The organism is Escherichia sp. KTE52 (genome assembly GCF_000408325.1).
Taxonomy (GTDB): Bacteria; Pseudomonadota; Gammaproteobacteria; order Enterobacterales; family Enterobacteriaceae; genus Escherichia; species Escherichia marmotae.
The window spans coordinates 973,288-987,619 of the sequence record NZ_KE138677.1 but is presented as its reverse complement, the minus strand read 5'-3'; the positions used below and the strand labels follow the sequence as shown (position 1 = coordinate 987,619).

General features: G+C 51.8%; 11 protein-coding genes. 8 read left to right on the top strand and 3 right to left on the bottom strand.

What is annotated here, in order from left to right; genetic code table 11:
* Positions 1–2: 2 nt before the first annotated feature.
* Both pdxJ and acpS read left to right on the top strand, forming a co-directional pair.
* The gene (gene pdxJ / locus A1SC_RS12470; protein ID WP_001516896.1) at positions 3–734 is read left to right on the top strand and encodes a pyridoxine 5'-phosphate synthase; all 732 of its coding nucleotides are present in this window, start codon (positions 3–5) and stop codon (positions 732–734) included.
* Entirely contained in the window at positions 734–1,114 is a 381-nt protein-coding gene (gene acpS, locus A1SC_RS12475; RefSeq protein ID WP_000986026.1) for a holo-ACP synthase, read from the top strand. The genes pdxJ and acpS overlap by 1 nt, the downstream gene beginning before the upstream one ends.
* 702 nt (positions 1,115–1,816) lie before the next feature.
* Here the strand turns inward: acpS and yfhL are convergent.
* Positions 1,817–2,077, bottom strand: coding sequence for a 4Fe-4S dicluster ferredoxin YfhL (yfhL, locus tag A1SC_RS12480; RefSeq protein ID WP_001196284.1), 261 nt, complete (start codon positions 2,075–2,077; stop codon positions 1,817–1,819).
* Positions 2,078–2,132: 55 nt separating this feature from the next.
* Complete coding sequence (locus tag A1SC_RS12485) at positions 2,133–2,981, bottom strand: MurR/RpiR family transcriptional regulator (RefSeq protein ID WP_001013776.1); 849 nt, start codon at positions 2,979–2,981, stop codon at positions 2,133–2,135.
* Between the two features lie 208 nt (positions 2,982–3,189).
* Here A1SC_RS12485 and yfhb point away from each other — a divergent pair, with 208 nt between their 5' ends.
* Positions 3,190–3,825, top strand: coding sequence for a phosphatidylglycerophosphatase C (gene yfhb, locus A1SC_RS12490; RefSeq protein WP_000190640.1), 636 nt, complete (start codon positions 3,190–3,192; stop codon positions 3,823–3,825).
* Positions 3,826–3,882: 57 nt separating this feature from the next.
* Entirely contained in the window at positions 3,883–4,386 is a 504-nt protein-coding gene (tadA, locus tag A1SC_RS12495) for a tRNA adenosine(34) deaminase TadA (protein ID WP_001516895.1), read from the top strand.
* Here the strand turns inward: tadA and mltF are convergent.
* Positions 4,383–5,939 (bottom strand): membrane-bound lytic murein transglycosylase MltF, encoded by a 1,557-nt coding sequence (mltF, locus tag A1SC_RS12500; RefSeq protein ID WP_000734181.1) that lies wholly within the window; start codon positions 5,937–5,939, stop codon positions 4,383–4,385. The two genes, tadA and mltF, sit on opposite strands and share 4 nt — an antisense overlap.
* A 257-nt stretch (positions 5,940–6,196) precedes the next feature.
* On the opposite strand from mltF, the gene purL reads away from it, so the two are divergent.
* The 4 genes from purL to glrR all read left to right on the top strand — a co-directional run bounded on the left by purL (position 6,197) and on the right by glrR (position 14,302).
* The gene (gene purL, locus A1SC_RS12505) at positions 6,197–10,084 is read left to right on the top strand and encodes a phosphoribosylformylglycinamidine synthase (RefSeq protein WP_016262267.1); all 3,888 of its coding nucleotides are present in this window, start codon (positions 6,197–6,199) and stop codon (positions 10,082–10,084) included.
* A 588-nt stretch (positions 10,085–10,672) separates the two neighbouring features.
* Entirely contained in the window at positions 10,673–12,100 is a 1,428-nt protein-coding gene (gene qseE, locus A1SC_RS12510) for a two component system sensor histidine kinase QseE/GlrK (RefSeq protein WP_016262266.1), read from the top strand.
* Between the two features lie 164 nt (positions 12,101–12,264).
* Positions 12,265–12,978 carry a two-component system QseEF-associated lipoprotein QseG gene (gene qseG / locus A1SC_RS12515; protein WP_001215851.1) on the top strand — a complete coding sequence of 238 codons (714 nt, stop codon included), beginning with the start codon at positions 12,265–12,267 and terminating at the stop codon, positions 12,976–12,978.
* Complete coding sequence (gene glrR / locus A1SC_RS12520; protein ID WP_001516890.1) at positions 12,968–14,302, top strand: two-component system response regulator GlrR; 1,335 nt, start codon at positions 12,968–12,970, stop codon at positions 14,300–14,302. Before qseG ends, glrR begins: the two co-directional genes overlap by 11 nt.
* Positions 14,303–14,332: the final 30 nt, after the last annotated feature.

The following is a 14,332-nucleotide window of genomic DNA, read 5'->3' as shown; positions in this document are numbered from 1 at the left end:
TCATGGCTGAATTACTGTTGGGCGTCAACATTGACCATATCGCAACGCTGCGCAATGCACGCGGTACTGCTTATCCGGACCCGGTTCAGGCCGCATTTATTGCCGAACAGGCGGGGGCGGACGGCATTACTGTGCATTTACGTGAAGATCGCCGCCACATTACAGACCGTGACGTGCGCATCCTCCGTCAGACGCTAGATACCCGCATGAATCTGGAGATGGCGGTAACTGAAGAGATGCTGGCGATTGCCGTTGAGACGAAGCCGCATTTCTGCTGTCTGGTGCCGGAAAAGCGTCAGGAAGTGACAACCGAAGGCGGCCTGGACGTCGCGGGTCAGCGTGACAAAATGCGCGATGCCTGCAGACGTCTGGCAGATGCCGGGATTCAGGTTTCTCTGTTTATCGACGCTGACGAAGAGCAGATCAAAGCTGCAGCAGAGGTGGGGGCACCATTTATCGAAATCCACACCGGTTGTTACGCTGATGCCAAAACGGACGCTGAACAGGCGCAAGAGCTGGCGCGAATCGAGAAAGCCGCGACCTTTGCTGCAAGCCTCGGTTTGAAAGTTAATGCTGGTCACGGTCTGACCTATCACAACGTGAAAGCCATTGCCGCTATCCCAGAGATGCACGAACTGAATATAGGTCATGCCATTATTGGTCGCGCAGTAATGACCGGACTGAAAGATGCCGTGGCAGAAATGAAACGCCTGATGCTGGAAGCGCGTGGCTAATGGCAATATTAGGTTTAGGCACGGATATCGTGGAGATCGCTCGCATAGAAGCGGTAATCGCGCGATCCGGTGATCGCCTGGCACGACGTGTATTAAGCGATAATGAATGGGAGATCTGGAAAACGCATCATCAGCCGGTGCGTTTTCTGGCAAAACGTTTTGCTGTGAAAGAGGCGGCGGCAAAAGCGTTTGGTACTGGGATCCGTAATGGCCTGGCATTTAATCAATTTGAAGTGTTTAACGATGAGCTCGGCAAGCCAAGACTACGGTTGTGGGGCGAGGCGTTAAAACTGGCAGAAAAGTTGGGCGTCGCACATATGCATGTAACGCTGGCAGATGAACGCCACTACGCTTGTGCCACGGTAATCATTGAAAGTTAAAAGCCCTTCCTGAATATCAAAAAAGTACCGTTCTTTTTAAAAAGTAAAACCCCCGAACAGGTAAGGAGCAGGGGGTTACTTTACTATTTTAATATTGTGCAGCACACGATTCCAACAGAAATGATTATGGAGCAGTTTAGTTGGTCTGTATAAGCAACTTGCAATTTCTGGCATAAAAATGCGAGCCGGGACGAAGAATTTAATATTGATGAGAAGATTAACGAGACCACTTTTTCATAAATACATTAGAATTGGCGTCGTTATTGGAGATTTTGCTGTGTTCTACACTATATTACTGAATTCCCCCATTGAAACGAGTGGTGTCATCAAAGCTTGCGGCACTCGATTCCAGTAACTCGCACGTTCAGTTTTGGGGAGATGTAAGGGCTAATCTGAATGGCTGTATTCCTTGTTTAAGGAAAAACAAATGACGGATTGTCGATATACCTTATTAAACAGGGCATTAAAGTCGTCATTGCTATTTTACAGTTGATCCCTCTGTTCTTGTAACACCAGAAAACGTAATTAAGGCGCGTCGGGTGAACCCGCCGGGCGCGCCTTTAATAATGATAATTAAGTGTCTGCGCAGATATTATGGAGTTTTATTTAATGAATGTGTTTATTAATGGCAACATGAAAATAAATATAATAATTTCGTTTTACAAGAGTAAATAATCAATATTTTGCTCCAGAAGCAAAATACTAAATTTTATCCGCGTGATGCATCAGCACAAACTTATCCCACAACTGTTCTTCCGTCTCGACATGCTCCGGATCTTTCACAATGGTATTGGGGATCGGACATACTTTCTGGCAGGTTGGCGTCTCGTAGTGACCTACGCATTCCGTACACTTATCGCTGTTAATCTCGTAGATGTGATCGCCCATTGAAATCGCCTCATTCGGGCATTCAGGTTCACACATATCACAATTGATGCATTTTTTAGTGATTAACAGCGCCATAAGGAAACTCTCAAAACAACACAAACCGGGCGGGCATTATACGCGCATTCTTTACTCAAACCAGTTTTTTCACCAGAGCCTCGCTGTGGCGAATGCGTTCTGGGGCTAACTCGAGATCTTGTTGTATCAGTGCAATAAACAGCAAATCCGTTAGCATTCCCTGAGCATGACATGCAGAGATCGAAGCACTGTTCGTCGCTTGTTCTTCGGCTATGGTATACAGGCAATGAGAAGCGCGCTGTTGCAGGGCATTGGGGGTGAAACCGGTGATGGCCAGCACTTTACCGCCCACTCGTAACATCTCATCTGCTGCCAGGTTTAACTCGCGCCGCACGCCCGTGTATGAGATGGCTAATAACAAATCGTCCGGCGATGAAGCCTGTACTGTAGCGAGTAACGCGTGCATATCACGCTCAGCGGCAGCATTAAAACCAATCTTCATCAGCTTCCAGGCAAAATTCTGCGCCACCAGGCCGGAAGCGCCAATGCCGGTCAGAATAATCCGCCGTGCAGAACGAAGCATCGCTACGCATTCATGTAGCTTCTCCTCACTATTGACGTTCAGTGTTGCGTACATGGCAGCAGTATTTTCTTTAATCAGTTTTTCGCCCACCAGCCGTAACGGATCATCACCACGAATTTGGTTATGAATGGGTACGGAGGGAGATTCCGGTTGGCTTGCCAGAGCTTCACTCAATGCCAGCTTTAAGGCCGGAAAACCTTTATAACCGAGTTTTTGCGCGAACTTCACTACGCTGGACTGACTGACTCCGGCTTCGTTGGCCAGTTGTTGGGAGCTAAGGTGGCGGGCAGTGTCAGGTTGTAGCAGGAGATAGTCCGCCAGCTTTTTATCGCTCTGGGCAAGTCCCTGGTAACGCTGACGAATACGAAGTAAGCCGTTCATATCTTTCCTCGCGATGAATTAATGGCGACAACAGGCAATATGAGACACAAGCGAGCGAATATTATATTCCATCACAGTCAATTACCATGAATTAAAAATTCCAGTCAGCCATTATGCGATAGATTGATGCCGGAAAAGTGATGATCTATCTGTTAGGCTATGTAGTAGCAAAAATTAATCAGGATGTATCAGTCCAGAGGGGTATGGTTTGGCAACTCACGAGCGTCGTGTGGTGTTTTTTGACTTAGATGGAACATTGCATCAACAGGATATGTTTGGCTGTTTTCTGCGCTACTTACTGCGCCGCCAGCCGCAGAATGCGCTACTTGTTCTGCCGCTGTTGCCGATCATTGTCATTGCATTATTAATCAAGGGCCGAGCGGCACGCTGGCCGATGAGCCTGCTGCTATGGGGTTGTACCTTTGGTCATAGCGAAGCGCGTATACAGGCGTTGCAGGCCGATTTTGTGCATTGGTTTCGCGACAATGTTACAGTCTTTCCGCTAGTGCAGGAACGTCTGACCAGCTATCTGTTAAGTTCCGATGCCGACATTTGGTTGATTACCGGTTCCCCTCAGCCGTTGGTCGAAGCGGTTTATTTCGATACGCCCTGGTTACCACGCGTTAATCTTATCGCCAGTCAGATCCAGCGCGGCTATGGCGGCTGGGTGCTGACCATGCGCTGTCTCGGCCATGAAAAGGTCGCGCAACTGGAACGCAAAATCGGCACGCCGCTGCGACTTTACAGTGGCTATAGTGATAGTAACCAGGACAACCCGCTACTCTATTTCTGTCAGCATCGCTGGCGGGTAACGCCTCGCGGCGAACTCCAGCAACTGGAATAGAGTAACGCATAGCGTCCGTGTATAATGCGCCGCGCTTTTATAACCGGAGTTTTCTTTTTGTCTGAAGTCGAATTTAGTCACGAATACTGGATGCGTCATGCGCTGACGCTGGCGAAACGTGCCTGGGACGAGCGGGAAGTGCCGGTCGGCGCGGTATTGGTGCATAACAACCGGGTAATCGGTGAAGGCTGGAACCGACCTATTGGTCGCCATGATCCTACAGCTCATGCAGAAATCATGGCGCTGCGGCAGGGAGGGCTGGTGCTGCAAAACTATCGCCTGATCGACGCGACATTATATGTCACGCTGGAACCGTGCGTGATGTGCGCCGGAGCGATGATCCACAGCCGTATTGGTCGCGTGGTCTTTGGCGCGCGTGATGCGAAAACTGGCGCCGCCGGATCATTAATGGATGTACTTCACCACCCGGGCATGAATCATCGAGTGGAAATTACGGAAGGAATACTGGCGGATGAGTGCGCGGCGCTACTCAGCGATTTTTTCCGAATGCGCCGTCAGGAAATCAAAGCGCAGAAAAAAGCGCAATCCGCGACAGATTAATTTCGTTTCTCTTCACTTCCCTTCCTGGAAAACAGTAGAGAAGGGGAGTGCGTCAGATAATTAGATGACGACTGCGAAAGAAATGAGAGAAAGGGAAATTTTTCTTTACCCAATTCCGCTGGCGATACCGCCGGATAATCCTGAGCCAACTGCATCGCCGCTTCTGTTGCCTGCTTTTCTTTTTCTTGCAAGTAACCCACCAGGCTAATCTGGTACTTACGAATATTTTCTACATAAGCATAGGCTTCATGCCCACGTGCATAGCCGTAAGTCAGCTTGCTGTAATAGGGTTTCTGGCTAAGCAAAGGCAGACGTTGTTTAACATCGGCCCAGCTATCAGGATTACCTTTAGTTTTTGCCGTCAGGGCACGGGCATCCAGCATGTGTGCATAGCCCATATTATAGGCGGCGAGCGCAAACCAGATCCGCTCATTTTCTGGCACGCTTTCTGGCACTTTACTCATCATATTATGCAGGTAACGCGCGCCGCCGCTGATGCTTTGTTCGGCATCAGTACGGTCGGTAATGCCCAGGCTTTGCGCGGTATTTTTGGTTAACATCATCATGCCGCGCACGCCAGTCGGAGAAGTCGCCTGCGCGTCCCAGTGCGATTCCTGATAAGCTATCGCTGCCAGCAAACGCCAGTCAATTTCCTCGGCGTATTTCTCAAATAGCGGTTTTAACTGTGGCAGAACAGCATCAACGGCGCGTAAAAACGTGCGCGTATCGACATAATCAAAATCATTGCCATGCCCGAGATATTTCTCTTCAATACGCGCCAGTGTGCCGTCCTCATTCATTTCATTGAAGAAATCGAGCAGGGCAGCAGAAAGCGTATTATCGTTATCTAATTGACTAAACCAGGTCACGGGTTGTTCATCGGTAATATCCAGCGCCACGGCGAGTTCCGGGTGAACGCGCTGGAACAAGCTGATAGCGACAGAATCGGCAATGGTGTAATCCAGCTTACCTTCGATAACATCTTCCATTAACTCCGCAGACCCTTTTCTGTCGTCCACTTTCCAGCCTAATTCCGGGAACTTAGTCTCTTTCAGTTTTTGCAGATCATTAATGACAACATGCCCAGGTGCGACGGCCAACTTTTCCGCCGTCAGATTACCCAGCGTACGTGGTCGATACTGACCCACTTTATAGACCAGTTGTTGTGAAACGGAATAATAGGTTGGGCCGGGTTGATAATTTTTAACCCTTTCGCTGTTATAGACCAGCCCTGCAGCCAGCAGATCGGCATCACCGTTATCGAGATCGTCAAATAACTGGCTGATGTTCTGCCGCACGGTGACTTTCAGTTTAACGCCAAGATAGTCAGCAAACTGTTTGGCCAGTTCATAATCCAGCCCGAAGGGTTTGCCGTTGATTTCGTTCCAGGTGAGAGGTGTGTGAATAGTACTCACGCGCAACTCTCCCCGCGCTTGTATGGCGGCGATACGGTTGTCGGCTTTACCAAACCAGGGAATGGATGGCCAGAGAGCGACCGCGAGAAGCAGTGCCAGAATACCGATGAACAGATAATTAATCTTTAATTTTTTCAATTAGTTAATTCTCTGCGTCGTGCTTTTCCCTGCCTGAAAAATCGTAATAATGTAGAAAGGTTTCATCATAAATGAGCGGCATTTTGCGTAAACCCGCGCCAGTTGGCAACTTATTACAGATATTGGCGGCACGCGTTGCTAATCCACGGCGGCGATTTTATTTCCACGCAAACGGTTTCGTCAGCACGCCAGATTCTTTATAATGACGCCCGTTTCCCCCCTTTGGGTACACCGAAAGCTTAGAAGACGAGAGACTTATGATGGAAATTCTGCGTGGTTCGCCTGCACTGTCGGCATTCCGAATCAATAAACTGCTGGCACGTTTTCAGGCTGCCAGGCTCCAGGTTCACAACATTTACGCCGAGTATGTCCATTTTGCTGACCTCAATGCACCGTTAAACGATGATGAGCACGCGCAACTTGAACGCCTGCTGAAATATGGCCCGGCACTCGCCAGCCATGCCCCGCAAGGCAAACTACTGCTGGTGACTCCGCGTCCTGGCACCATCTCTCCCTGGTCTTCGAAAGCGACCGATATTGCCCATAACTGCGGGCTGCAACAGGTAAACCGTCTTGAACGTGGCGTTGCTTACTATGTTGAAGCCGGTACGCTGACTCACGAACAATGGCAGCAGATTACCGCTGAACTACACGACCGCATGATGGAAACGGTCTTTTTTGCGTTAGATGATGCAAAGCAGTTGTTTGCTCATCATCAACCGGCTCCGGTTACCAGCGTTGATTTGCTGGGACAGGGTCGTCAGGCCCTGATCGACGCTAACCTGCGTCTTGGCCTGGCATTGGCAGAAGATGAGATTGACTATCTGCAAGACGCTTTCACAAAGCTTGGTCGTAACCCGAACGACATCGAGCTTTATATGTTCGCCCAGGCGAACTCTGAGCACTGCCGTCACAAGATTTTTAACGCCGACTGGATTATCGACGGTGAACAACAGCCAAAATCGCTGTTCAAGATGATTAAAAACACCTTCGAAACCACACCAGATCACGTTCTCTCTGCATATAAAGATAACGCCGCCGTGATGGAAGGTTCCGAAGTAGGCCGCTATTTTGCCGACCATGAAACGGGGCGCTACGATTATCATCAGGAACCGGCTCACATCCTGATGAAAGTGGAAACCCACAACCACCCGACGGCAATTTCTCCGTGGCCGGGTGCGGCGACCGGTTCCGGTGGTGAAATCCGTGATGAAGGCTCAACCGGACGCGGCGCGAAGCCGAAAGCCGGCCTGGTTGGATTCTCCGTTTCCAACCTGCGTATTCCAGGCTTTGAACAGCCGTGGGAAGAAGATTTTGGTAAACCGGAACGTATTGTTACCGCACTGGACATTATGACCGAAGGCCCGCTGGGCGGCGCGGCGTTTAACAACGAATTTGGCCGTCCGGCACTGAACGGTTACTTCCGTACTTATGAAGAAAAAGTGAACAGCCACAATGGCGAAGAGCTGCGTGGTTATCACAAGCCGATCATGCTGGCGGGCGGGATCGGCAACATCCGCGTCGATCATGTGCAGAAAGGCGAAATCAACGTTGGTGCTAAGCTCGTCGTCCTCGGTGGTCCGGCAATGAACATCGGTCTTGGCGGCGGAGCAGCGTCTTCTATGGCTTCCGGTCAGTCTGATGCCGACCTCGATTTCGCTTCTGTACAGCGCGACAACCCCGAAATGGAACGTCGTTGCCAGGAAGTGATCGACCGCTGCTGGCAGTTGGGCGATGCAAACCCAATCCTGTTTATCCATGACGTTGGTGCAGGTGGTCTTTCTAACGCTATGCCGGAACTGGTGAGTGACGGCGGGCGTGGCGGTAAATTCGAATTGCGCGATATTCTTAGCGACGAACCGGGGATGAGTCCGCTGGAAATCTGGTGTAACGAATCCCAGGAACGCTACGTGCTGGCTGTTGCCGCCGATCAGTTGCCGTTGTTTGACGAACTGTGTAAGCGTGAACGCGCGCCATATGCGGTGATTGGTGAAGCAACCGAAGAACTGCATCTTTCTCTGCACGATAGTCATTTTGATAATCAGCCGATCGATCTGCCGCTGGACGTGTTGCTTGGTAAAACGCCGAAGATGACCCGCGATGTACAAACGCTGAAAGCGAAAGGCGACGCGCTGGTTCGTGAAGGGATTACTATTGCTGACGCGGTGAAACGCGTGCTGCATCTGCCGACCGTGGCAGAGAAAACCTTCCTCGTTACCATTGGCGACCGTAGCGTAACCGGCATGGTGGCGCGCGATCAGATGGTCGGTCCGTGGCAAGTACCGGTAGCTAACTGTGCGGTTACTACCGCCAGCCTCGACAGCTACTACGGTGAAGCAATGGCAATTGGTGAACGTGCGCCGGTTGCGCTGCTGGATTTTGCCGCCTCTGCTCGTCTGGCGGTCGGTGAAGCGTTAACCAACATTGCTGCTACGCAGATTGGCGATATTAAACGCATCAAACTTTCCGCCAACTGGATGGCGGCGGCAGGCCACCCTGGTGAAGATGCGGGCCTGTATGAAGCAGTGAAGGCGGTGGGCGAAGAACTTTGTCCGGCGCTCGGCCTGACGATCCCGGTCGGTAAAGACTCTATGTCGATGAAAACCCGCTGGCAGGAAGGTAATGAAGAGCGCGAAATGACCTCCCCGCTGTCGCTGGTAATCTCTGCATTTGCCCGTGTGGAAGATGTGCGTCACACCATTACGCCGCAGCTTTCTACCGAAGATAACGCACTGCTGCTGATTGACCTCGGCAAAGGCAATAACGCGCTGGGCGCAACGGCGCTGGCGCAGGTATATCGTCAGCTTGGCGATATACCGGCAGATGTGCGCGATGTTGCTCAACTGAAAGGTTTCTACGACGCCATTCAGGCGCTGGTCGCCCAACGTAAGCTGCTCGCCTACCACGATCGTTCTGACGGTGGCCTGTTGGTGACGCTGGCGGAAATGGCGTTTGCCGGTCATTGCGGCATTGAAGCAGATATCGCAACTCTGGGTGAAGATCGCCTGGCCGCGTTGTTTAACGAAGAGCTGGGGGCGGTGATTCAGGTACGCGCTGCAGACCGTGAAGCCGTAGAAGGCGTACTGGCACAGCACGGACTTGCTGATTGTGTCCATTATGTCGGTCAGGCTGTTTCTGGTGACCGTTTTGTGATTACGGCCAACGGGCAGGCTGTATTCAGCGAAAGTCGCACCACGTTGCGTGTCTGGTGGGCAGAAACCACCTGGCAGATGCAGCGTCTGCGTGACAATCCGGAGTGTGCCGATCAGGAACACCAGGCGAAATCTAACGATGCCGATCCGGGTCTGAATGTGAAATTGTCGTTCGATATCAACGAAGATGTGGCGGCACCGTTTATTGCCACTGGCGCGCGCCCGAAAGTTGCTGTGCTGCGTGAGCAGGGTGTGAACTCGCATGTTGAAATGGCGGCAGCGTTCCACCGTGCGGGCTTCGATGCTATCGACGTGCATATGAGCGACCTGCTGGCTGGACGCACTGGCCTGGAGGATTTCCACGCCCTGGTCGCGTGCGGTGGTTTCTCCTACGGTGACGTGCTGGGCGCAGGTGAAGGTTGGGCGAAGTCTATCCTGTTCAACGACCGTGTGCGCGATGAGTTTGCAACCTTCTTCCATCGTCCGCAAACGCTGGCGCTGGGGGTATGTAACGGTTGCCAGATGATGTCTAATCTGCGTGAATTGATCCCTGGTAGCGACCTGTGGCCACGTTTTGTGCGTAACACCTCCGATCGCTTTGAAGCGCGTTTCAGCCTGGTTGAAGTGACCCAAAGCCCGTCGCTGCTGTTGCAGGGGATGGTGGGTTCACAGATGCCGATAGCTGTTTCTCACGGTGAAGGGCGCGTGGAAGTGCGTGACGCTGCGCATCTGGCGGCACTGGAAAGCAAAGGGCTGGTGGCGCTGCGCTATGTTGATAACTTTGGTAAAGTCACTGAAACTTACCCGGCTAACCCGAACGGTTCCCCGAACGGCATTACGGCGGTCACGACTGAAAGCGGTCGTGTCACCATCATGATGCCGCACCCGGAACGTGTTTTCCGCACTGTCAGCAACTCCTGGCACCCGGAGAACTGGGGTGAGGATAGCCCGTGGATGCGTATTTTCCGCAATGCGCGTAAGCAGTTGGGGTAAGACTGCGGGTATTTTACGCAACGCATTGGTTTTACAGGCCGGATAAGGCGTTTACGCCGCATCCGGCATTAAACACCAACCACTATCATATGCTCCCAACTCCGGGAGCTTTTTTGTGTCTGTAAATCACGACAATGGGTGGTTTACCGTGTCGCTCATTGGCGACATTTAACCTGTTGATTTTATTTAAGACTAATAATTTTATCTTTGACCGTCTCTTTTAGGCGACACAACGGCTGATTTATAGTCAAATCGTGAAGCACTCATAAACCTATCAAAACAACGTACAATCAGTACGTTATCAAACTATTTTGTTTATTGGCACAGTTAATGCATAATAGTAACCAGTGGCTCATTCACCCACTTATGTCAGCCCCTTCGGGACGTGCTACATAAAAACCGAATGACGCACAACAAGGTGCCTGCCGTCCAACTTCTGATATCAGCGTAGCTATATCAACCATCGGGCGAAACGTCGAGTTAGGCACCGCCTTATTCCACAACAAAGCCGGGTAATTCCCGGCTTTGTTGTATCTGAACAGCCCCTCGGTTAGCATCACGTTATTCGCGTCTGACGAGAGTAATGCCTTGAAACGCTGGCCCGTTTTTCCCCATTCATTACGACAACTGGTAACGCTGGCATTCCTGCTGATCCTGCTGCCCTTGTTAGTGTTGGCATGGCAAGCCTGGCAAAGCCTGAATGTACTTAGCGATCAGGCGGCGCTGGTCAACCGCACGACGCTTATCGATGCCCGGCGCAGTGAAGCGATGACCAACGCGGCGCTGGAGATGGAGCGTAGCTACCGTCAGTATTGCGTGTTGGACGATCCCACCCTGGCGAAGGTCTACCAAAGCCAGCGCAAGCGTTACAGCGAAATGCTCGACGCCCACGCAGGCGTGCTGCCGGACGATAAACTCTACCAGGCATTGCGTCAGGATTTGAACAATCTCGCCCAACTTCAGTGCAACAACAGCGGCCCCGATGCCGCCGCTGCTGCGCGTCTGGAAGCCTTCGCCAACGCGAATACTGAAATGGTACAGGCCACGCGCACCGTGGTGTTCTCTCGTGGGCAGCAACTGCAACGAGAAATTGCCGAACGTGGGCAATATTTCGGCTGGCAATCGCTGGTACTGTTTTTGGTAAGCCTGGTAATGGTGCTGCTTTTCACACGGATGATTATCGGTCCGGTAAAAAATATTGAACGGATGATCAACCGATTGGGGGAAGGGCGTTCTCTGGGGAATAGCGTTTCGTTCAGCGGCCCTCGTGAATTACGTTCGGTCGGGCAACGAATTATCTGGTTAAGCGAGCGCCTGTCATGGCTGGAATCTCAACGCCATCAGTTTTTAAGACATCTATCTCATGAATTAAAAACGCCGCTGGCGAGTATGCGCGAAGGTACTGAATTACTTGCTGATCAGGTTGTTGGGCCGCTCACGGCAGAGCAGAAAGAGGTGGTGAGCATTCTCGATAACAGCAGTCGCAATCTGCAAAAGCTGATCGAACAACTGCTTGATTACAACCGTAAACAGGCGGACGGCGCGGTGGCACTGGAGAACGTCGAGCTTGCACCACTGGTGGAGATGGTAGTTTCCGCTCACAGCTTGCCTGCACGGGCTAAAATGATGCATACCGACGTCGATCTGCAGGCAACAGTTTGCCAGGCAGAGCCAATGTTGTTGATGAGCGTGCTGGATAATCTTTACTCCAATGCGGTGCACTACGGGGCTGAATCCGGTAACATTTGCCTTCACAGCAGCTTACATGGCGCGCGGGTTTACATTGATGTCATCAATACAGGTATGCCCATTCCGCAAGAGGAACGCGCCATGATCTTCGAACCCTTTTTTCAGGGAAGTCACCAGCGAAAAGGGGCGGTGAAGGGCAGCGGTCTGGGATTAAGCATTGCCAGGGATTGTATTCGCCGTATGCAAGGGGAACTGTATCTGGTCGATGAGAGCGGGCAAGACGTTTGTTTCCGTATTGAATTGCCTGCGTCAAAAAACACGAAATAATGCTAAGAGCCTATCCCATTAGGCTATTTTATTTGCCAGTTTGGCCCCGGGCAGTGCTCGAAATCCTCACGTACTACGTGTACGCTCCGGTTTCTCCGCGCTGTCCATGTCCAAACTTCCTGCAACAATTACGCCCACTGGGAAAGGCTCTAAGTCTGGTGAATATGCGACACATTTTTCAACAAATTTTGCCCCGGCGGCTATGGCTGGCGGGGTTGCCTTGTCTGGCATTGCTGGGCTGTGTGCAGAGTTACAATAAACCAGCTCTTAATACGCCAGCAGAAGAAAAAATTCCGGTTTATCAACTGGCTGATTATCTTCCTACTGAATGTAGTGACATCTGGGCGCTGCAAGGGAAATCAACCGAAACTAACCCGCTTTACTGGCTACGGGCGATGGATTGTGCCAACCGCTTAATGCCAGCGCAATCGCGTCAGGAAGCCCGCAAGTATGGCGACGGTAGCTGGCAAAATACCTTTAAACAGGGAATTTTGCTGGCCGACGCTAAAATTACGCCTTTTGAGCGCCGCCAGTTAGTTGCGCGCATTGACGCGTTAAGTACCGAGATCCCGGCGCAGGTTCGCCCGCTGTATCAGCTCTGGCGCGATGGTCAGGCGTTACAATTGCAACTGGCGGAAGAGCGTCAACGCTACAGTAAACTCCAGCAGTCCAGCGATAGCGAGCTGGATGCTTTGCGCCAGCAACATCACGTTCTACAGCAGCAACTGGAACTTACCACCCGTAAACTGGAAAATCTGACCGATATTGAACGTCAGCTCTCGACCCGTAAACCTGCCGGAAATTTCGCGCCGGACGCGACGCACGAGAGTGAAAAGCCCGCGCCATCTACCAATGAGGTCACCCCTGATGAGCCATAAACCTGCGCATTTATTATTGGTCGATGATGATCCCGGATTGTTGAAATTACTTGGTCTGCGCCTGACCAGCGAAGGCTACAGCGTGGTCACGGCGGAAAGTGGCGCTGAAGGGTTGCGGGTACTGAATCGCGAAAAAATAGATTTAGTCATCAGCGACCTGCGGATGGATGAAATGGACGGTATGCAACTGTTTGCCGAAATCCAGAAAGTGCAGCCGGGGATGCCGGTTATCATCCTCACCGCGCATGGTTCCATTCCCGATGCCGTTTCCGCGACACAGCAAGGCGTGTTTAGTTTCCTCACCAAACCCGTCGATAAAGACGCGTTGTATCAGGCAATTGACGATGCGCTGGAGCAATCCGCGCCAGCCACCGACGGACGCTGGAGCGAGGCTATTGTCACCCGCAGTCCGCTGATGCTGCGTTTGCTGGAACAGGCGAGGCTGGTAGCGCAGTCTGACGTTAGTGTGCTGATTAACGGCCAGAGCGGCACGGGGAAAGAGATTTTCGCCCAGGCGATCCACAACGCCAGCCCACGCAACAACAAACCGTTTATTGCCATTAACTGTGGCGCATTGCCTGAACAGTTGCTGGAGTCAGAACTGTTTGGTCATGCACGCGGCGCGTTTACTGGTGCCGTCAGCAATCGCGAAGGTTTATTCCAGGCGGCGGAAGGCGGTACGCTGTTTCTCGATGAGATTGGCGATATGCCCGCGCCGTTACAGGTAAAATTGCTGCGCGTGTTGCAGGAGCGCAAAGTCCGTCCGCTGGGCAGCAACCGCGATATTGATATCGACGTGCGGATTATTTCCGCCACTCATCGCGACCTGCCAAAAGCGATGGCGCGAGGTGAGTTCCGCGAAGATCTCTATTACCGCCTCAACGTTGTTAGTCTGAAGATCCCCGCACTGGCGGAGCGCACGGAAGATATTCCGTTGTTAGCAAACCATTTATTGCGTCAGGCGGCAGAGCGACATAAACCGTTTGTCCGTGCGTTCTCCACCGATGCGATGAAGCGCCTGATGACCGCCACCTGGCCGGGCAATGTGCGCCAGTTGGTGAATGTGATTGAACAGTGCGTGGCGCTGACGTCATCTCCGGTGATTAGTGATGCGCTGGTGGAGCAGGCGCTGGAAGGAGAAAACACGGCGCTACCTACCTTTGTTGAGGCGCGTAATCAGTTTGAACTCAACTACTTGCGCAAGCTGCTGCAAATCACCAAAGGCAATGTCACCCACGCGGCGAGAATGGCGGGGCGCAACCGGACAGAATTTTATAAACTGCTTTCCCGACACGAACTGGATGCAAACGATTTCAAGGAATGAATTGGCGTAATGTGTTACGTTTAGCAGATC